The organism is Allobosea sp. P4_H5, assembly GCF_056400825.1.
In genome coordinates this window covers 84545-104070 of record NZ_JBFUKM010000004.1, presented here as the reverse complement: position 1 = coordinate 104070, position 19526 = coordinate 84545, and the positions used below count along the sequence as shown (strand labels likewise).

At 66.8% G+C, this 19526-nt stretch carries 19 protein-coding genes and 1 pseudogene; 9 read left to right on the top strand and 11 right to left on the bottom strand.

Translation table 11 applies throughout. The features are described from left to right. The 4 genes from AC1DS0_RS09525 (at position 1) to AC1DS0_RS09510 (ending at position 3766) form a co-directional block, all read left to right on the top strand. Positions 1-1554: a tripartite tricarboxylate transporter permease gene (locus tag AC1DS0_RS09525; RefSeq protein ID WP_476814114.1), complete on the top strand. Its 1554-nt coding sequence runs from the start codon at positions 1-3 to the stop codon at positions 1552-1554. Positions 1555-1619: 65 nt separating this feature from the next. Then, positions 1620-2588, top strand: a complete 969-nt coding sequence (locus AC1DS0_RS09520) for a tripartite tricarboxylate transporter substrate-binding protein (protein WP_476814113.1) — start codon at positions 1620-1622, stop codon at positions 2586-2588. 81 nt (positions 2589-2669) lie between these two features. After that, positions 2670-3215, top strand: a complete 546-nt coding sequence (locus AC1DS0_RS09515) for an ureidoglycolate lyase (RefSeq protein WP_476814112.1) — start codon at positions 2670-2672, stop codon at positions 3213-3215. A 104-nt stretch (positions 3216-3319) separates the two neighbouring features. Beyond that, positions 3320-3766: a DUF1236 domain-containing protein gene (locus AC1DS0_RS09510; RefSeq protein ID WP_476814111.1), complete on the top strand. Its 447-nt coding sequence runs from the start codon at positions 3320-3322 to the stop codon at positions 3764-3766. A gap of 96 nt (positions 3767-3862) precedes the next feature. Here AC1DS0_RS09510 and upp read toward each other — a convergent pair whose 3' ends face one another. The 6 genes from upp to AC1DS0_RS09480 all read right to left on the bottom strand — a co-directional run bounded on the left by upp (position 3863) and on the right by AC1DS0_RS09480 (position 10871). Continuing rightward, positions 3863-4504, bottom strand: a complete 642-nt coding sequence (gene upp, locus AC1DS0_RS09505) for a uracil phosphoribosyltransferase (protein ID WP_100959125.1) — start codon at positions 4502-4504, stop codon at positions 3863-3865. Between the two features lie 34 nt (positions 4505-4538). Further along, entirely contained in the window at positions 4539-5756 is a 1218-nt protein-coding gene (locus AC1DS0_RS09500) for a URC4/urg3 family protein (RefSeq protein ID WP_476814110.1), read from the bottom strand. A gap of 8 nt (positions 5757-5764) precedes the next feature. Beyond that, positions 5765-7027: a GTP cyclohydrolase II gene (locus AC1DS0_RS09495; protein ID WP_476814109.1), complete on the bottom strand. Its 1263-nt coding sequence runs from the start codon at positions 7025-7027 to the stop codon at positions 5765-5767. A gap of 253 nt (positions 7028-7280) precedes the next feature. After that, the gene (locus AC1DS0_RS09490) at positions 7281-7442 is read right to left on the bottom strand and encodes a Thivi_2564 family membrane protein (protein ID WP_193219594.1); all 162 of its coding nucleotides are present in this window, start codon (positions 7440-7442) and stop codon (positions 7281-7283) included. A gap of 298 nt (positions 7443-7740) precedes the next feature. Then, entirely contained in the window at positions 7741-9906 is a 2166-nt protein-coding gene (gene glyS, locus AC1DS0_RS09485) for a glycine--tRNA ligase subunit beta (protein WP_476814439.1), read from the bottom strand. Positions 9907-9953: 47 nt separating this feature from the next. Next, on the bottom strand, positions 9954-10871 hold the full coding sequence (locus AC1DS0_RS09480; RefSeq protein WP_476814438.1) for a glycine--tRNA ligase subunit alpha: 918 nt from the start codon (positions 10869-10871) through the stop codon (positions 9954-9956). A gap of 229 nt (positions 10872-11100) precedes the next feature. On the opposite strand from AC1DS0_RS09480, the gene AC1DS0_RS09475 reads away from it, so the two are divergent. Continuing rightward, positions 11101-11376 (top strand): hypothetical protein, encoded by a 276-nt coding sequence (locus AC1DS0_RS09475; protein WP_476814108.1) that lies wholly within the window; start codon positions 11101-11103, stop codon positions 11374-11376. A 134-nt stretch (positions 11377-11510) separates the two neighbouring features. Continuing rightward, positions 11511-11819: a hypothetical protein gene (locus tag AC1DS0_RS09470; RefSeq protein WP_152016917.1), complete on the top strand. Its 309-nt coding sequence runs from the start codon at positions 11511-11513 to the stop codon at positions 11817-11819. Between the two features lie 10 nt (positions 11820-11829). Here AC1DS0_RS09470 and AC1DS0_RS09465 read toward each other — a convergent pair whose 3' ends face one another. After that, complete coding sequence (locus tag AC1DS0_RS09465; RefSeq protein WP_476814107.1) at positions 11830-12597, bottom strand: tRNA1(Val) (adenine(37)-N6)-methyltransferase; 768 nt, start codon at positions 12595-12597, stop codon at positions 11830-11832. 11 nt (positions 12598-12608) lie between these two features. Beyond that, positions 12609-12842: a putative signal transducing protein gene (locus AC1DS0_RS09460; RefSeq protein WP_476814106.1), complete on the bottom strand. Its 234-nt coding sequence runs from the start codon at positions 12840-12842 to the stop codon at positions 12609-12611. Between the two features lie 183 nt (positions 12843-13025). Between AC1DS0_RS09460 and AC1DS0_RS09455 the strand changes: the two genes are divergently transcribed. From AC1DS0_RS09455 to AC1DS0_RS09445, 3 genes and pseudogenes are all read left to right on the top strand, one after another. Beyond that, positions 13026-14042 (top strand): polyprenyl synthetase family protein, encoded by a 1017-nt coding sequence (locus AC1DS0_RS09455; RefSeq protein ID WP_476814105.1) that lies wholly within the window; start codon positions 13026-13028, stop codon positions 14040-14042. A 73-nt stretch (positions 14043-14115) separates the two neighbouring features. Next, entirely contained in the window at positions 14116-14385 is a 270-nt protein-coding gene (locus AC1DS0_RS09450; RefSeq protein ID WP_476814104.1) for a type II toxin-antitoxin system ParD family antitoxin, read from the top strand. A 122-nt stretch (positions 14386-14507) separates the two neighbouring features. Then, a pseudogene (locus tag AC1DS0_RS09445) lies at positions 14508-14666 on the top strand (type II toxin-antitoxin system RelE/ParE family toxin); the annotation flags it as partial. Positions 14667-14682: 16 nt separating this feature from the next. Here AC1DS0_RS09445 and AC1DS0_RS09440 read toward each other — a convergent pair. From AC1DS0_RS09440 to AC1DS0_RS09430, 3 genes are all read right to left on the bottom strand, one after another. After that, positions 14683-15567, bottom strand: coding sequence for a 4-(cytidine 5'-diphospho)-2-C-methyl-D-erythritol kinase (locus AC1DS0_RS09440; RefSeq protein ID WP_476814103.1), 885 nt, complete (start codon positions 15565-15567; stop codon positions 14683-14685). 3 nt (positions 15568-15570) lie between these two features. Continuing rightward, positions 15571-17331 carry a tetratricopeptide repeat protein gene (locus AC1DS0_RS09435; RefSeq protein WP_476814102.1) on the bottom strand — a complete coding sequence of 587 codons (1761 nt, stop codon included), beginning with the start codon at positions 17329-17331 and terminating at the stop codon, positions 15571-15573. A 478-nt stretch (positions 17332-17809) separates the two neighbouring features. After that, the gene (locus AC1DS0_RS09430) at positions 17810-19489 is read right to left on the bottom strand and encodes an electron transfer flavoprotein-ubiquinone oxidoreductase (RefSeq protein WP_476814101.1); all 1680 of its coding nucleotides are present in this window, start codon (positions 19487-19489) and stop codon (positions 17810-17812) included. Positions 19490-19526: the final 37 nt, after the last annotated feature.

Below are 19526 nucleotides of genomic sequence, written 5' to 3'. Positions count from 1 at the left end.
ATGGAAGAAATGCTTGGACATCTGGGCCTCGGCTTCTCGACCGTCTGGAAAGTGGTCTGGTGGTCGCCCGCCTTCCTCCAGGGCGCCTTCGCGGTGCCCGTGCCGATCAACATCCTGCTCTGCTTCGTCGGCTGCCTGGTCGGCACGCTGATCGGCGTGCTGCCCGGCGTCGGCCCGGTTGCCACCATCGCCATGCTGCTGCCAATCACCTTCGGACTCGATCCGGTCGGCGCGCTGATCATGCTCGCCGGCATCTATTACGGCGCGCAGTACGGCGGCTCGACCACGGCGATCCTGGTCAACATCCCGGGCGAGGCCACCGCCGTCGTCACCACGCTCGACGGCCACCAGATGGCCAAGCAGGGCCGCGCCGGCGTTGCGCTCGGCACCGCCGCGATCGGCTCCTTCGTCGCCGGCTGCGTCGCGACCGTGATCATCGCCGCGCTCGGCGCGCCGCTGACCCGGCTCGCCTTGCTGTTCGGCCCGGCCGAATACTTCTCGCTGATGGTGATGGGCCTGTGCTTCGCAGTCGTGCTGGCGCGCGGCTCGATCCTCAAGGCCTTCTGCATGATCATGCTCGGCCTGCTGCTCTCGACCGTCGGTACCGATCTCGAGACCGGCCAGGAGCGCATGACCTTCGGCTTCCCGCCGCTCTCGGACGGCGTCGACTTCGCCGTGCTGGCGATGGGCGTGTTCGGCTTCGCCGAGGTGCTGCGCAATCTGGAGACCCCGGAAGCGCGCGACGTGGTCAAGTCGAAGATCGGCCGCCTGCTGCCCGACTGGAACGACATCAAGCAGTCGGCGGCGCCATGCATACGCGGCACCTTCATCGGCGGCATCCTCGGCATCCTGCCCGGCAATGGCGCGGTGCTCGGGCCGTTCGCGAGCTACACGATCGAAAAGAAGCTCGCCAAGGATCCTTCGCGCTTCGGCAAGGGCGCGATCGAGGGCGTCGCCGGGCCGGAATCGGCCAACAACGCCGGCGCGCAGACCGCCTTCATCCCGCTGCTCACCCTCGGCATCCCGCCGAATGCGGTGATGGCGCTGATGGTTGGCGCGATGACGATCCACGGCATCATCCCCGGCCCGCAGGTCATGACCAAGAACCCCGACCTGTTCTGGGGCATGATCGCCTCGATGTGGATCGGCAACCTGATGCTGCTGATCATCAACCTGCCGCTGGTCGGCCTCTGGGTGAAGCTGCTGCAGGTGCCCTACCGCCTGATGTTCCCGGCGATCCTGATCTTCTGCTCGATCGGCATCTACTCGGTGAACAACCAGCCGGTCGACGTCGCCTTCACCGCGCTGTTCGGCCTGTTCGGCTATCTCCTGATCAAGCTCGGCTTCGAGCCGGCCCCGATGCTGCTCGGCTTCGTGCTCGGCAAGCTGATGGAAGAGAAGCTGCGCCAGGCGCTGATCATCTCGCGCGGCTCGTTCATGACCTTCCTCGAGCGGCCGATCTCGGCCGGCCTGCTGCTGGTCGCTGTCGTGATCCTCGTGATCGCGCTCCTGCCGTCGATGTCGAAGAAGCGCGACGAGGTCTTCACCGAATGACGGGGTTGTCTGCCAGCCCCGCGTCGGCATCCTCGCCATATCATGTCCAGGGAGAGAGATTGATCATGAAGAAGCTCGTACTCGGTCTTGCCGCAGCGCTCGCCTTCACGCTGCCGGCGCAGGCCCAGTCCAAATATCCGGAGCGGCCGATCACCATGATCGTGCCCTTCGCCGCCGGCGGGCCGACCGACATCATCGCCCGCATCGTCAGCGAGAGCATGTCGAAGACGCTCGGCCAGCAGATCGTGGTCGAGAACGTCGCCGGCGCCGGCGGCACCACCGGCATCGCCCGCGCGCTCTCGGCGGCGCCGGACGGCTACACCATCGCGATGGGGCATCTGGGCACCTTCTCGGCCGCGCCGGCCACCTATCCCGGCCTGAAATACGACCCGATCAACGGCATGCAGACAATCGGCCTCGCCGGTGGCACGCCGATCCTGATCGTCGCCAAGAAGGGCTTCGCGCCGAAGGACCTCAAGGAGTTCGTCACCTATGTGAAGACGAACACCGACAAGGTGAACGAGGCGCATGCCGGCGTCGGCTCGGTGTCGTGGACGACCTGCACCCTGCTCAAGGGCCAGCTCGGCGTACCCAAGCTGAACTCGGTCGCCTATCGCGGCACCGGCCCGGCGCTGAACGACCTGGTCTCCGGCCAGATCGACTTCATGTGCGACCAGATCGTCAGCGTCTCCGAGCAGGTCAAGGCCGGCACGATCAAGGCCTATGCCATCGCCTCGGCACAGCGCTCGCCGGCCCTGCCCGACGTCCCGACGACCACGGAAGCCGGGCTGCCGGAATACCAGATCGAGGCCTGGAACGGCATCGCCGCGCCGAAGGGCCTGCCGAAGGAAGCCGTCGACAAGCTCGTCGACGCGCTCGGCAAGGCGCTTAACGACGAGACCGTCAAGAAGCGCCTGCTCGACCTCGGCACCGTATTGCCGACCGCCGAGGAACGTACGCCGGCCGGCTTCGCCGCGCTGATCAAGCGCGACGCCGACAAGCTCTCGCCGGTGCTCGCTGCCGCGCCGAAGTAGTAAGCGCCTGACGCATGGATTTACAGGCGGCGGGCTCAGGCCCGCCGTTTTCTTTTGACGGCAACACACTACGATGCGGACATGCGCCGCATCATCTTGCCCATCTCGCCGATCTCGGCCGAAGCCTTCGCTCCCTATGGCCGCGTGCTCCGTCCCGCTGACGGACGCGACACCGGGCGCGAGGGCTACGACATCTGGATCCAGCCCTTCGCCGCCGAAAGCCGGCCGCGGCTGCAGATCGTGCGCTATCATGCGCGCCCCTTCGTGGTCGCCCTGATCGAGCGGCATCTGCACGTCACCGAGGCGCGCCAGCCGCTCGGTGGCCCGCCGGCCATCATCGTCGTCGCCGAGCCATCCGACACCCCACCGGCGCCCGAAGCGCTGCGCGCCTTCCGGCTCGATGGCGAAGGCGTGCTCTTCCATCGCGGCACCTGGCACGCAATCGACGCCTATCCCGAGCACGGCAGCCACGCCGACTTCCTGTTCCTGTCGGAGGAAGCGACCGTGAACGAGCTGTTCGACAATCCCGGTCGCGTGCCCCAGCGCACCCAGGTTCACGATTTCCATGCCGCCGGGATCGAGCTCGTGATCGACGCCAACGCCTTGGCCGAGCAGGGAAACCCCTAGCGGCCTGTCACGATCGTTCACAGCTTGTGACCGATTTGGCGGAACCGAGCCCGGCTCCCGCCCGTTCCTTCCTCCGAGGCTCCCCCTCTGGAAGGAGAACGGACATGTTCAAGAAGCTTGCTCTTATCACCGCCCTCGCCATCGTCCCGGCGGCGGCCTTCGCCCAGAATCCGGACGGCGCCCAAGGCGGCGCGGCCAGTGGCATCGTCGGCGGCGCGACCGCGGGTGCTGTCGGCGGCGCCGTGGTCGGCGGCCCGGTCGGCGCAGTCGTCGGCGGCGTCGGTGGCGCTGTGGTCGGCGGCTTCACTGGTGCAGTGATCGGCGACAACGCCCCGCGCTTCCGCACCTATGTGGTCGAGCAGCGCGTCCCGTCCTACGCCTATGCCGAGCCGGTAGCGGTCGGCACCGTTCTGCCGCAGCAGGGCGTGGTCTATCGCGAGGTGCCGGCCGAATTCGGCGAGCGCGCCAGCGGCTATCGCTACACGGTGGTGAACAACCGCGCCGTGCTGGTCGAGCCGCAGACCCGCCGCGTGGTGCAGATCATCGAATGATCCAGGCAGATCCGCAGGTTGCTCGCGCCATCGCGGCCTGAGCAGCCACCCCGGATCGCAAGGCCCGCCCCGGCAACGGGGCGGGCTTTTTTAATGTCAGCGCGTGCCGAACATGCGGTCACCGGCGTCGCCGAGGCCGGGGACGATGTAACCGTGATCGTTGAGGCGCTCGTCGATCGCCGCCGTCCAGATGCGCACATCCGGATGGGAATCGCGCATGCGGGCGATGCCCTCGGGCGCAGCGAGCAGGCAGACGAAGCGCAGATCCTTGGCGCCGCGCTCCTTCAGCCGGTCGACCGCCGCCACCGCCGAGTTCGCCGTCGCCAGCATCGGGTCCATCACCACGATCATACGGTCGGCGATGTCGGACGGCGCCTTGAAATAGTACTCGACCGCCTGCAGCGTCTGCGGATCGCGATAAAGGCCGATATGGGCGACGCGGGCGGCGGGAACGAGCTCCAGCATGCCGTCGAGGAAGCCGACGCCGGCGCGCAGGATCGGCGCGAAGACCAGCTTCTTGCCGGAGATCACCGGCTGCATCGACTTCTGCAGCGGCGTCTCGATCTCGATCATCTCGGTCGGCAGGTCGCGCGTGACCTCATAGCAGAGCAGCATGCCGATCTCGTTGAGGAGCTGGCGGAAGCTCTTGGTCGAGCGGTCCTTCTCGCGCATCAGCGTCAGCTTGTGCTGCACCAGCGGGTGGTCGACGACGGTGACGCCGTTAGCGCTCGTGGCCATGCAATCCTGATCCCCTTCGTCTTCTTTTGGTTGCTTAGAATACCGTGCCGTCGCTGACGATGGTCAAGGGCGGACCGCCATCCTCGCGCTTCTCGCGGGCGATGCGACGGCCGGCGGCCCAGGTCCCGCCCTCCAGCACCTTGGCGAGCGGCAACTGCTCGGCGCTCAAGCCGAGCTCCACGCGGACCAGTTCGCCGATCTTGTCGAGCAGCGCAACCGTCAGCGCCCGCCACTCCACGACGAGCTGCGAGCCGACCTCATGGCCCCGCACCGCGTCGGCAGGATCCTTCAGTTCGAGCACGCCGAGATCGAGCAGGAGCCCGCCATTGCGGTATTCCGGCAGGCCGGTGAGGTCGTCGATGCCGACGACCTGGATGCCGGCCCATTGCAGCGGCTCGATCAGCGAATAGCTCAGCCATTGCGACAGCTTGTGGAACGGCACGATGCCGGCGGTGACCTCGCCCGGCGCAATCAGTGGGTGCTTCCAGCTGTCACCGAGTGCGATGCCGGCATAGCTCAGGCGCGACGGCCAGATGCCGCCGAGCACCTCCAGCACCTGCGAGAGGATGTAGGCGGCGCGGATCGAGCGGCCTTCGGCTGCCTCGACCAGCCGGTCGAACAGATCACCTGGGCGGGCGAGCCCCCGCTTCTCCAGCTCCTCGCCGAGGCGGTTGAGTAGCGCGGCGCGGCCTTCGAGGCCGACCAGCGAATTGCCGTCCGAGACCTGGAAGCCCGCAGCCAGCGCTTCGGCGTCGAGATGTTCGAGCGCAGCGACATCCACCCGCAGCGGCTCGGCCGGATTGCTGGAAAAGGCTCCGGCGGCGAACATGTCGAGCGAGGCCAGCGCCAGACCTTCCGAGCGGCCGATGCTCTGACCGGTGACCGCATCGCGATAGCGCCAGTCGGCGCCGGCGCCGGCATCGAGCAGAACACTGACGACAGCGAGATCATAGGCGGCGCGGCCCCTCGCCCGGGCGTCGGGGAAATGCGCCTTCGCGTCGAGCAGCTGCCAGCGATCCATGCCGGCGACGATGAAATGGCGCCAGCGGGCATGGAACGGAATGTCGAGCGAGGGATAGTTCTGGCGGATCGTCTCCAGCACATAGGCCGCGCAAGCGGGCAGGCGCTCGGGATGAACGCTGAAATGCGCCAGCCGGCCGGCGAGGCCGAGCCGCAACATCTCCTGCGCGCGCTCACGGACGGCAGCCGGCTTGAGCAGCTGGCGGACGGCTTCGGGATTGGTGTCAGGCATAGGCGGGATCAGAACTTTTCAAGGTCGCGGCCGACAGTGGCCTTGAGTGCGTTGTCGCCGGGCGCGCCGTCCGGCGAATAATAGCCCGCCGCCTTCTTGGCCTCGATCTCGACCGAGGCGTCCGGCGGGACCAGCTCGGGCGGGATGGCGACGCGCTCGCCGATCTCGATGCCGCTTTCGACCATGGCGTCGTATTTCATGTTCGACATCGACATCAGCCGGTCGATCCGCTTCACGCCGAGCCAATGCAGCACGTCCGGCATCAATTGCTGGAAGCGGGCATCCTGCACGCCGGCGACGCATTCGGTGCGCTCGAAATAGGTCGCGGCGGAATCGCCGCCTTCCTGGCGCTTGCGGGCGTTGTAGACGAGGAACTTGGTGACCTCGCCGAGCGCCCTGCCCTCCTTGCGGTTGTAGACGATCAGGCCGACGCCGCCGCTCTGTGCCTCCTTCACGGCTTCCTCGATGCCGTGCACGAGATAGGGCCGGCAGGTGCAGATATCGGAGCCGAAGACGTCGGACCCGTTGCACTCGTCGTGGACGCGGCAGGCCAGCGTCTTCTTCGGATCGGAAATCGCCGAGACCTCGCCGATGACATAGGCCGTGATCGAGCCGATCGGCGGCAGGAAGACCTTGAGGTCGGGCCGCGTCACCAGCTCGGGATACATCCCGCCGGTCTGCTCGAACAATGTGCGACGCAACTCGTTTTCGCTGGTGGCGAAGCGCTCGGCGATTCCCGGCAGATGCCAGACCGGATCGACCGCGATCTTGGTGACGCTGATGTCGCCGGAGCCGTGCAGGATGGCGCCATCGGCCGCCAGCCGGTGGCCAGCCATGGCGGCGAGGATCTCGGGCAAGTTGAGGCGCGCCTTGGTGACCGCGATGGTCGGGCGGATGTCGATGCCCTCGCCGATCCACTTGCCGAAATCCTGGGCGACGCGGTGGCCGAACGGATCGAGCGAGACGATCCGGCCGGGATCGAACCATTGCGGCTGCGGCAGGATGTCGGAGGTCGGATGAGTGTTGGTGAGGTCCGGGCGCTGCGCCGGGTTCATGGCGCGGGCGGAGATGGCGAGCGCGCGATAGACCGAATAGGAGCCGCCATGGGCGCCGATGACGTTGCGGTCAGCCGGATTGGTCGTCGAGGCGATCACGGGGCCTCGCTCCGCCGGCGTGCCCGCACCCCACTGGATCGGAAAACGGGTCGAAGCGCTGCCGGGCTCGGGATGCGAGGTCAGGCGGATATGGCTGGTGCGGTTCTGCGAAGTCATCGCGGCGATCGCTCGATCTGTCGATCATGGCTGCGGCCATGCTCGAACGGGAAAGGGCCCCGGGACGGTTCGCGTCCGGGGCCCTCTGGACCACTGAGATTCTGGATCAGCGCAGCATTTTCGTCAATTGCCGGTTGAAGACGTCACCACCGCCACGGCCGGGCCTTGTCCCGACCACCCATGTGCTCGCCGGTCACGGGCGATGTTCGCATGGACACTCGCCACGGGGCGAGCATGACGGCGGCCCCTTTGGCTAGAACACTGCGAGATAACGCAGCAACGAGATGATGCCGATGATGATGACGATGATCTGGATGATGTTCTTGACGTTGCCGTCGACCGGCAGCATCCGCACCAGATAAAGCACGAGAACGATCACCAGGACGGTGATCAGAAGCGAAATCAAAAGGCCCATGGCTCAAATCCTCTTATCGCGGCCGAAAGCCGGCCCCCCGAGGCCCTCGCTGCGACGCGTTCGCAATGAGCTGTCTCAGGCAAGAGAACGTGGAGCGCTGGGAAAAGGTTCCGGAAGGGTAGCTGGCTGAGAGATTGGGCGCGGGATCCCCTCTCCTGGAAGGAGAGGGGTAGGGGTGAGGTGTTCGGACTGAAAACGTTGGCCTAAACCCGACGGTGCGGTCAGGCTTCGCGGAACTGGTCCAACCGCCCACACCTCACCCTGCCCTCTCCTTCCAGGAGAGGGTTCCCCGCGGATGTCAGCCAGCAATCCGCCCGAAATCCGCGACGGCGCGGGTCGCCTCGCGCAGCTGGTTCAGGAGCTTGAGGCGATTGGCGCGCAGGGCCGGATCGGAATCGTTCACCGTGACCTTGTCGAAGAAGGCATCGACCGCAGGCCGAAGCTCGGCGAGCGCCGCCATGGCGCCCTCATAATCCTCGGCCGCAATGGCGGCTTCCGCCTTCGGCGTCGCCTGGGCGAGCGCGACCGCGAGCGCCTTCTCCTCGATCAGCCCGGCATCGGCGATGAGCTGGAGATCGGCCTTGCCGGCAAAGGCGCCCTCGCCGTCCTTCTTCTCCTCGGCCTTGAGGATGTTGGCGGCGCGCTTGTAGCCGGCCAGCAGGCTTTGGCCGTCTTCCGTTTCGAGGAAGCGACCGAGCGCTTCCGCGGTTCGCACGATGATCGAGATTACTCGAACATTTGCCATTCCCGGCATCATCGTTCCGCGGCGGATGCCTTGACTGGCCACAGCGTCCACAATGTCGTGCGCAATACCTCTGTCGCGCAGCATGACTTTGATACGCTCAACTACGAAGCCAATCAGATCGAAGGCAGCTACGGGCGCATCGACATTAGGCCACCAGCGATCGAATAACGAAATCAACAAGAGCTCTAGCTGCAGCTTATTGAGGTTGTGCTCGTCACAAATTCGGCTCACGCCCAGTGCCGCACGGCGCAGCGCATAGGGGTCCTTGCTCCCGGTCGGCTTCTCGTCGATCGCCCAGAACCCGACCAGCGTGTCGAGCTTGTCGGCGAGCGCGACGGCGACCGAGACCGGATCGGTCGGGACGCGGTCGGAGGGGCCGAGCGGCTTGTAGTGCTCCTCGATCGCAGCGGCGACCGAGGCGCTCTCACCCTGCAGTTCCGCGTATTTGCGGCCCATCAGCCCCTGAAGCTCAGGGAACTCGCCAACCATCTCGGTCGGCAGGTCGGCCTTGGCGAGTTTCGCTGCGCGCTCGGCCAGCGCCGGATCGGCGCCGACGATCGGCGCCAGTTCCTTGGCCAGCGCGGCGATGCGCTGGACGCGCTCGCCTTGCGTGCCGAGCTTGGCGTGGAAGACGACGCCGAGCTTGTCGAGCTTGGCCATGCGCTGGTCGAGCGGCTTCGACAAATCGAGGCCGAGCTTGTCGGCGCTGTCCTTGAGCGTACCCAGATCAGGCAGCGGGCCGCGATCGGTCTGCCAGAAATAGGCGGCGTCGGAGAGGCGCGCGCGGACGACGCGGCCATTGCCGGCGGTGATCGCCAGCCCGCCATCGCTGGCCATCAGGTTCGAGACCGGGATGAAACGGTTGGCCAGCTCGCCGCTATTGGGATCGCGCAGCACGAAGCATTTCTGGTTGGCGCGGATGGTGGCGCGGATCGCCTCGCCGGGAATCTCGAGGAAGCGCTCCTCGAAATCGCCCATCAGCACGACCGGCCATTCGACGAGGCCGGCGACCTCCTCCAGCAAGCCCTCATCCTCGACCAGCTCCAGCCCCGCAGCGAAGGCGAGGTTCTTGGCATCCGCCAGGATGATCTCCTTGCGACGGTCGGCGTCGAGCACGACCTTGGCCCGCTCCAGGCTCGGGACGTAGTCGTCGAAACGCTTGACCGTGATCGGGCCGGGCGCATGGAAGCGATGGCCATAGGTGACGTTGCCGGATTTGATGCCGTCGACCTCGAAGGGCACGACCTCCGGGTCCTCGGTCTCGGCGCCGAAGGTGCAGAGGATCGAGTGCAGCGGGCGGACCCAGCGCAGCGAACCACTCTCGGCCGAGGCCTTGCCCCAGCGCATCGATTTCGGCCAGGGGAAGGCGCGGATGACGGCTGGCACGATCTCGGCGATGGCCGCGACCGTCTCCTGCCCCGGCTTCTCGATCACGGCGACGTAGCTATCACCCTTCTTGGGATCGCTGACGATCGTCGCCTGATCGAGCGAGGCCAGCCCCGCCGCCTTGAGGAAGCCCTGCACAGCGGCCTCGGGCGCGCCGACGCGCGGCCCTTTCCGCTCCTCGCGGACATCGCGCCCGCGCACGGGCAGGCCAGCGATGGTGAGCGCGAGACGGCGCGGCGTCGCGAAGGCCTTGGCGCCCTCATAGGTCAGGCCGCGCTCGACCAGCGCATCGGTGACGAGCTTCTTCAGGTCCTCCGCCGCCTTGCGCTGCATGCGGGCGGGAATCTCTTCCGAGAAGAGTTCGAGCAGGAGATCAGGCATCAGTTCGCTCCCCCGCCGGCGGTCTTCAGCCAGGCGGCGCCGCAGGCCTTGGCGAGCTCGCGCACGCGCAGGATGTAGCTCTGGCGCTCGGTGACCGAGATCACGCCGCGCGCATCGAGCAGGTTGAAGACATGGCTCGCCTTGATGCACTGGTCATAGGCCGGCAAGGCCAGCTTGTGCTGGGCGGAATTGGCGCCCTCCTCCGCCTCGCCGGCGGCGAGCAGCGTCTTGCACTCGGCCTCTGCGTCGCTGAAGTGCCGGAACAGCACCTCGGTATCGGCGTATTCGAAATTGTGCCGCGAGAACTCCTGCTCGGCCTGCAGGAAGACGTCGCCATAGGAGACGCGGTCCTCGCCTTCGAGACCGTTGAAGTTGAGGTCGTAGACGTTCTCGACGCCCTGGACATACATGGCGAGGCGCTCGAGCCCGTAAGTCAGCTCACCGGCTACGGGTGCGCATTCGACGCCGGCGACCTGCTGGAAATAGGTAAACTGGCTGACTTCCATGCCGTCGCACCAGCACTCCCAGCCGAGGCCCCAGGCGCCGAGCGTCGGGCTTTCCCAGTCGTCCTCGACGAAGCGGACATCGTGCAGGGCAAGGTCGACGCCGATCGCCTTGAGCGAGTCGAGATAGAGCTGCTGAAGGTCCGGCGGCGACGGCTTCAGGATCACCTGGAACTGGTAGTAATGCTGCAGCCGGTTGGGGTTCTCGCCATAGCGGCCGTCCTTGGGCCGGCGCGAGGGCTGGACATAGGCAGCCTTCCAGGGCTTCGGCCCGAGCGCGCGCAGCGTCGTCGCCGGGTGGAAGGTACCGGCGCCGACCTCCATGTCGTAGGGCTGGAGGATGACGCAGCCACGCTCGGCCCAGAAGCGCTGCAAGGTCAGCAGCAGCCCCTGGAAGGAGCGGGTCGGGTTCATGGGGTCGGAGGACGCGGCCAAGGGCATCAGCCTTTTAAACTATCGAAAAACGTGCGGCGTGATTAGGGGCTGGCAGCGCTCATGGTCAAGCCGCCGGCCATGAATGAGGCGTGAACCCTTCAGCAAGCATCGCGTTCATAGACAGGCGCCTATTGTCGCCCCATCGAACGGTCCGCGGTACTCGGGGCGAGTGCTTGAGACGGGCCGACGCGACAAGCAGGAGTACACAATGCTGTCGAATCGTATCGCCGCCGCCCTGTTCGGTGCCGGCGCCCTTCTCTTCACCGGCCTCGCCGTCGCCCCCGCCAATGCCGCGCCGATCGCGGCCGGCAGCGTCCCGGCCACCACCGGCCAGATCGAGCAGGTCCAGTATTACGACCGGCCCTATTATGGCCCGCGCCGCTATTATGGCCGCCCGGTCTATCGTCCGCGCTGCTACTTCGTCGACCGCCGTGTCTGGAATGGCTGGCGCTGGGTCATCCGCCCGGTGCGCGTCTGCCGCTGACGGCCACTTGAATTCATGAAGACAGGCTGAACGGCGCGGCCACGCACCGTTCAGCCCCGCAACCGCAAACTGGCCGCCACGATGATGCCCGATTGCCCCGGCACAGGCCGGGCCTATCAGCGAAGGAGGTAACCATGCTTCGCAAACTTGTTCTGGGACTTTCCGCCGCGGCCGCGCTCGGTGTGGCCGGCCTCGGCATGGGTGCGGTCACCGCCACACCGGCGGAGGCGCAGGCGCTGGGCGGCGGCTATGGCCCGCATGTCTGGGGCGGCGGCGGTTATTACGGCCGCCCGCGCTACGGCTATGGCGGGCCACGCTATGGCTATGGTGGCCCGCGCTACGGCTATGGCGGCGGCTATTACGGCCCGCGCTGCTATGTCCGCCCGGTCCGCTATTGGGACGGCTGGGGCTGGGTGGTGCGCGAGCGCCGCATCTGCCGCTGAGCTTTGAGCTCTAGGCGAGTGACGCCTCGCCACGATGGAGCGCTTCGCTGAAAGCGGTGAAGCGCCCATCCGTACCGTTGAGAATCAGGGCCGGCAGCAGCGCTGCCGGCTTTTTGCTGCCGAGGCGGGCCGAGACGATCACCCGGATCGCCGGCCGCTCCGCCTGGCCATGGACAGGACGGATCTCGATCGCGCCGAAACCTGTCTCCAGCCCCGCGAGAATCGCTCCCAATGCCTCGGCGCGGTGGATGATGCTGACACCACCGCCCGGCTTCAGCACATGGCGTGCCGTCTTCAGCCAGTCGTCCAGGGATTGTCCGGCGACATGTGCCGCACGGCGATTGGCGACCGGCGAGGCGCGCACCTCGCCTGCTTCGAAAAAAGGCGGATTCATCGCGACCCAGGCCATGGATGCCGCCGCCAATCCTCCGCGAGCAAGATCGCTGCTGCGCTCGCCGATCGTCCCGACCACGGCGCGGACACGCGCTTCGAGGTCATTGAGCCCGGCATTGCGGGCCGCGAGCGCCGCAAGCTCCGGATCGCGCTCGACCAGGACGACCTCCAGCCCCGGCTGGCGTAGCGCGACGGCGAGCCCGACCGTGCCGACGCCGGCACCGAAATCGGCGAGCGGTCCTGCATCCAGCTCCGGAATCGCGGCCGCCAGCAGCACGGCATCCGAGCCGGCGCGATGACCTTTCACCGGCTGCAGCAGGCGAAGGCGCCCGCCGAGCAGCCGATCCTCGCCGATCTCACCAAGAGCCGGCAACGGCTCGGCCAAGGACCGTTCCATCATGGCAAAGGGGCGGGGCGCAATTCATGCCCAAAGCCCGCCTCGATCAGCAAGGCGCGGGCGCGCTTGCTGTCCTGCTCGCGCACCAGCAGGCGCCGCGGAAAGGCGCCGATCATGCCTTCGAGCGAGCTGATGTGCTGGTCGGCGATCAGGCAGTCGAGATTGGCCGATGCCAGCAGCGCCTCGATGGCGCCGAGCAGGACGAGATCATTGGAGCGGACGAGTTCATGCATGCCGTCATGGAGCCCACGAGGCCGGCCCGGCGCAACAGGAAAGATCGCATCGCCCGGGTCAGAACGGCAGCGCAGCGTCAAACTGCTGCGTCGCGAAAGGATTGCCGGGGCTGGCCACGCATGCGACGTTTGTGGCAAGGGCATGGGCGCGCGGATGCGCGAGAATGAGGCCGGAGTTTGCGCGTGGGCGTCGTCGTAGCTTTCGAAGACAAGGACACCAGCCAAGGCGGCATCGAGCCGCTGGTCGGGCTGACGCGCGCCGACATGGAGCGCGTCAACGCGATGATCCTGTCGCGCACCGGCTCCGAGGTCACGATGATCCCGGAGGTCGCGAACCATCTGATCTCCTCCGGCGGCAAGCGCCTGCGGCCGATGCTCACGCTGGCAACGGCGGCGCTCTGCGGCTATCGCGGCGAGGGCCATGTCAAGCTCGCGGCCAGCGTCGAGTTCATGCACACGGCGACGCTGCTGCACGACGACGTCGTGGACGAGAGCGACATGCGCCGTGGCAAGGCCGCGGCCCGCATGCTCTGGGGCAACGAGGCGAGCGTGCTGGTCGGCGACTTCCTGCTCGGCCAGGCCTTCAAGATGATGGTCGAGGTCGGCTCGTTGCGCGCGCTCGACATCCTCTCGACCGCCGCAGCCGTCATCGCCGAGGGCGAGGTGATGCAGCTCGCCGCCGCCAAGAACACCGAGACCACCGAGGACGAGTATCTCGCTGTGATCCGCGGCAAGACCGCCGAGCTCTTCGCCGCGGCCTGCGAGGTCGGACCGGTGATCGCCGGCTCGTCCAAGGGCGAGGCCGCCGCCTGCCGCAGCTACGGGCTCAATCTCGGCATCGCCTTCCAGCTCGTCGACGACGCGCTCGACTATGGCGGCTCCGCGGGCCAGCTCGGCAAGAACGTCGGCGACGACTTCCGCGAGGGCAAGATCACGCTGCCGGTGGTGCTATCCTTCCGCCGCGGCAATGAGGAGGAGCGCGCCTTCTGGCGTCGCACCCTGCAGGAAGGCGAGGTCCGCGAGGGCGATCTCGCTGAGGCACAGGCTCTCATGCGCAAGCATGGCGCATTGGCCGACACGATCGAGCGCGCCCGCCACTACGCCAAGATGGCGAAGGACGCACTCGGCCTGTTCCCGTCATCGCCGATGAAGCAGGCGCTCAACGACGCCGTCGACTTCTGCGTGGCGCGAGCGCACTGAGGCAGCTCTTTTTCTGCCGGCCCTTGAGGATGGTGGTAAGGCTTACTACCATCATGTCATCGGAGGGCATGTCATGGCGCAGGTCGAGAAGGTCAGCATAGCGGTCACGCCAGAAATGGCGGCGATGCTGCGCCGGGCCGTCGCCAGTGGTGACTACGCCTCATCCAGCGAAGTGGTGCGCGAAGCATTGCGCGACTGGAAGGAGCGCCGGACACTCCGCAACGAGGCTGTGGCCGAATTGCAGAGGCTCTGGGATGAAGGACTTGCCAGCGGCGAGCCAGTGAAGAGCGAAGACGCCTTCGCTCGTATCAAGGCCAAGATCGACGCTGCGACGACGCGATGAGCTTTCGGCTTCTTCCCCAAGCCGAAACCGATATCGCCGAAATCTCCGTCTACATCGCCTATGACAGCAAAGCTGCAGCTCATCGGTGGGCGGAGGCGATCTTTGCGTAATGCCAACGGCTTGCGGACATGCCTGAACTTGGCGTTGCGCGGGACGAAATCCGGTCAGGCCTGCGCATGATGCCGACCGGCAATTATGTCGTCCTCTATCGGCGGATTAGCGATGGCATCGAGATCGTGCGCGTGCTGGACAGCCGCCGGAAGTGGCAAGACCTGCTCTGACCCTATCGCTGACCCATCACCTCAACACGGTCGGCCTCACCCACCAGCCGGGCTGCTGACGCGAAAGCCGCTTCGCTGACGCGGCGCTGGCACGGCAGTCGTCGAACACGGCAAAGCAGGTCGCGCCCGAGCCCGACATGCGCGCCAGCCGGCAGCCGGGCGAGGCTGACAGCGCCGACAGCACCTCGCCAATAGCCGGAGCGACGGCGCGGGCCGGTGCTTCGAGATCGTTACCGGTGGTAGCCAAGGCGACGATCAGTGCAGCCGCGGTCTCGGGTGAAGGCTCTTCCGTGCTGAACGCCGGCACGCCCCCCGGATGCCCCTGCCCCGGCTGGAGCCCCAACGCCCGAAACACCGGCGCCGTCTCGACAGCCTCCCCTGGATTGACCAGCAGTGCGAACAGCCGCGGCAAGCGCATGGGCGGGCCGAGCCGCTCGCCGATGCCGCGCATCACGCGGGCACGCACCTCCAGGCAGACCGGGACATCGGCGCCGATCCGGCCAGCGGCAGCGAGCAATGCCGGGTGCGAGAGCGGCAGGCCGTTGAGTCGCGCCAGCAGGCGCAATGCCGCAGCAGCATCGGCCGAGCCGCCGCCGATGCCCGAGGCGACCGGCAGGCGCTTGACGAGATGGAAGCGGCCGGAGCACAGCCCGGCGATCTCCTCGCGGAGCACGCGCTCGGCCTTGAGGACGAGATTGTCCGGGCCGGTCGAGAGGCCGCCGGCAAAGGGGCCGGAGATCTGCAGCTCTCCGGCGTCGCCCGGCGACAGGCTCAGCTCGTCGCCGACACCGGCAAAGGCGACGAGGCTGTCGAGTTCATGATAGCCATCGGCGCGCCGGCCAAGGACGCTCAGGGAGAGGTTGACCTTGGCCGGGGCGCGGGTCGCCAGTCTGGCAAACAAGGATCAGCCGCCATCCTTCTTCGGCTCGGCCGCATTGGCCGAGGGCGCCGGGTCTTCCAGGCCCTTGTCGATCTTGCGCAGGATCCGGGTCAGGTCCTCGGGCTCCGGCCCGAGATCGCGGGCATAGTTCCACTGATAGCGCGCTTCGAGATGGCGTCCGGTCTTCCAGTAGACATCGCCGAGATGGTCGTTGATCACCGGGTCGGACGGGCGCAGCTCCATCGCCTTCTCCAGCTCCGTCACCGCCTCGTCATAGCGGCCGAGCCGGTAATGCGCCCAGCCGAGCGAGTCGATGATGTAGCCGTCACGCGGCCGAAGCTCCACGGCCCGGCGCAGCATGCCGAGCGCCTCTTCGAGCTTGAGGTTCTGGTCGACCAGCGAATAGCCGAGATAGTTGAGCACCAGGGCGCGCTCGCGGCCAAGCGCCTCTGGCATCAGCTCCAGCGACTTGCGCAGATCGGCCTCGGCCTGCGGCCATTTCTTGATGCGCTCATAGGCGATGCCGCGCGAATAGAAGATGTCCCAGTTGGCGCGGCTCGGCGTGCCGAGCTTGGCGACCGCCTTGTCATAGGTCGCAGCCGCCTCCTCGAAGCGCTTGCGCGAGCGATAGATGTTGCCGAGCGCGGAGATCGCCTCGATGTCGTCGGGGCGGGCCGTGATGATGCTCTCGAGATGCTTGACCGCTTCGTCGGTCTTGCCGAGCTGCTCGAGGCCGAGCCCGATCTGAATGTCGGCGACCGGGCGCAGCGGCGAGTTCTCCGGCATGCGCCGGTAGACCTGGACGGCGTCCTCGGTCTGCTTGGCGCGCTCCAGGATATCGGCCAGCGTCAGCACGGCGAGGTCGTGGCCGGGATCGAGATAGACGGCGAAACGCAGATAGAGCAGCGCGGTCGCCTCGTCGCCCTGAAGAATGCCAGCGCTGGCGAGCCCGTATAGCACTTCGGCGGCGCCCTGCTGGGTGTTGCCGACGATGCGCTGCAGCGGCTCCTTGCTGCCGATCTTGGCGATGGCGTCGCGGACCACCGGATGGTTCGGGCGGACGCTCCGCTCGAAATCGTTCAGGGTCGCCAGGGCCGCCTCGCTGTCTCCGGCGCGCGCCTGCTGGCGCGCCCAAAGATCGACGAGGCGCAGATTGGTCTTCTCGGCATCATAGGCCGCCTTGAGTCGGCGATTCGCCTCGTTGCGGCGCCCCGCGATGTCGAGGATCAGTCCGGCATGGAAATCGCGGAAGCGATCAAAGGTCGATTCGCCCTTGAGACGCTCCAGCGTGTCGATGGCGCGATTCGTCTCGCCCGAGCCCGAGTAAGCCCAGGCGGCGAGCAGGGTCGCGGTGATGTCAGCCGAGCGGCCGCGGCCGCCGCGCTGCAGCTGGGTGCGGGCGGCGCCATAGTTCTTCTGCTTCAGCGCACGCACACCGAGCGCGAGCTGGGCCAGGCCATTGGTGGCGTCGCGCTGGATCAGCTTCTCGGCGGCGCGGAAAGTCTCGTTCATCGCGCCATCGGCGAGGAAGGCGACGAAGCCGCGCTCGAGCAGTTCGCTGTTCTGCGGATCGTTCCGGATCGCCTCGCGCAAATAGATCGAGGCCGCGCCAAGATCCCGGGCCGAACCGGCTACCACGGCCGCCAGGTAATTGCCTTCAAGACTCTCGGCCGGCTCGAATTTCTCGACCGGGCGCGCCTGCGCGAGTGCCGGCACGCCGACATGCAAACCTGCGACAAACGCCAGCACAAGAGCGGCGCTACGGCCGTTGATTTGAAACGTCACGTTCGACACTCTCCTCGGTCCGCCCCGGTCGCCGGGGACTGGTCCGTAGACGGGACCGTGACCTGAACGATTAGGCCGCCAACATGGCCGTTTCCGGGCTTGCCGACAAGAGCGGCGCCCCCTGCTGCGTCATCGCTGTCACGCTGACGTGAAAAAGTCACAGGCCGCCCCGGCCCTCCCACGAACACGATAGATTCGGTCAATTTTTCAGGCGTAGTCTTCGCTCCGCCGCGCGTTCGCGGCGATTCGTCAAAGGTGCTCCCAGATGAAGAAGGTCTCGCTCGCGCTCGCGGCCGTTCTCACGCTCGCCGGCATTGCCGGCGGCTGCGCCACCAAGGAACCCGAGAAGCCGGCTCCGATCGTCCGCAAGGGCTGATTCGTCGCCTTTTCAGGGCTGAACAATGAAAAAGGCCGCGCGGTCCAAGCCGCGCGGCCTTTCACGTTTCAAGCGCCCACCGCGAACCGGCGGCCCGCGCGATCACATGTTCGAGTAGTTCGGACCGCCCGCCCCTTCCGGCACCGTCCAGGTGATGTTCTGGGCGGGGTCCTTGATGTCGCAGGTCTTGCAGTGAACGCAGTTCTGCGCGTTGATCACGAAGCGCGGCAGCGACTGCTTCTCCGGATCGGCATAGACCACCTCATAGACGCCGGCCGGGCAATAGAGCCGCGCCGGCTCGCCATAGATCGGCAGGTTCTGCAGCACCGGCACGTTCGGGTCGGTCAGCTTCAGATGCGCCGGCTGGTCTTCCTCGTGATTGGTCGCCGAGAGGAAGACCGAGGAGAGCTTGTCGAAGGAGATCTTGCCGTCGGGCCTGGGGTAGACGATCGGCTTGACCATGCCGATCGGCTTCAGCGTGGCATGGTCGGGCTTGCCGTGCTTCAGCGTGCCGAAGGGCGACCAGCCGAAGAGCTGGTTCAGCCACATGTCGATACCGCCGAGCGCGACGCCGCCGAGCGTGCCGAGCTTCGACCAGAGCGGCTTGACGTTGCGCACCAGCTTGAGGTCGCGCCCGATCTCGGAGGAGCGCCAGCTGTCCTCGATGCCGTCGACCATGTCATGGGAGCGGCCTGCCGCCAGCGCCGGCACGAGATGCTCGGCCGCCAGCATGCCCGACAGGATGGCGTTGTGGCTGCCCTTGATGCGCGGCACGTTGACGAAGCCGGCCGAGCAGCCGATCAGCGCGCCGCCCGGGAAGGTCAGCTTCGGCACCGACTGCCAGCCGCCCTCGGTGATGGCGCGCGAGCCATAGGAGAGGCGCTTGGCGCCCTCGAAGACGTCGCGGATCATCGGATGGGTCTTGAAGCGCTGGAACTCGTCGAAGGGCGAGAGCGTCGGATTCGTATAATTGAGGTGGACGACGAAGCCGACCGAAACCAGATTGTCGTCGAAGTGATAGAGGAACGAGCCGCCGCCGGTCGACATGTCGAGCGGCCAGCCGAAGGAGTGCTGCACCAGCCCCTTCTTGAACTTCTCCGGCTTGACCTGCCAGATCTCCTTGAGGCCGATGCCGTATTTCTGCGGCTCGCGGCCTTCATCCAGAGCAAATCGCTTGATCGCGATCTTGGAGAGCGAGCCGCGGGCGCCCTCTCCCAGAAGCGTATAGCGGCCGCGCAGTTCCATGCCGCGGGTGAAGCGGTCGGAGACCGTGCCGTCCTTGGCGATGCCCATGTCGCCGGTGGCGATGCCGGCAACCGAGCCGTCCTCGTTATAAAGCAACTCGGCGGCGGCGAAGCCTGGATAGATCTCGACGCCGAGCGCCTCGGCACGCGCGGCGAGATAGCGGGCGACCAGGCCGAGAGAGCCGACGAAGTTGCCGTGATTGCTCATCAGCTTCGGCATAGCGAAATTCGGCAGGCGCGCGCCGCCGGCCGGGCCGAGGAAATAGAAGACGTCCTCGGTCACCTGCGTATGCAGCGGGCGGGCGTCGTCCTCGCGCCAGTCGGGCAGAAGCTTGTCGAGGCCGATCGGATCGATGACCGCGCCGGAGAGGATATGCGCGCCGACCTCGGAGCCCTTCTCGACCACGACGACCGAGATGGCTTCGTCGAGCTGCTTCAGCCGGATCGCGGCGGCGAGCCCGGCAGGACCGGCACCGACGATGACGACGTCATAGTCCATGCTCTCGCGCGGCGTGCTCTGCGCTTCCTTCAGGTCCATGCTGCCCTCCACCCCGCGCCGGCTATGTCTCGTTAGA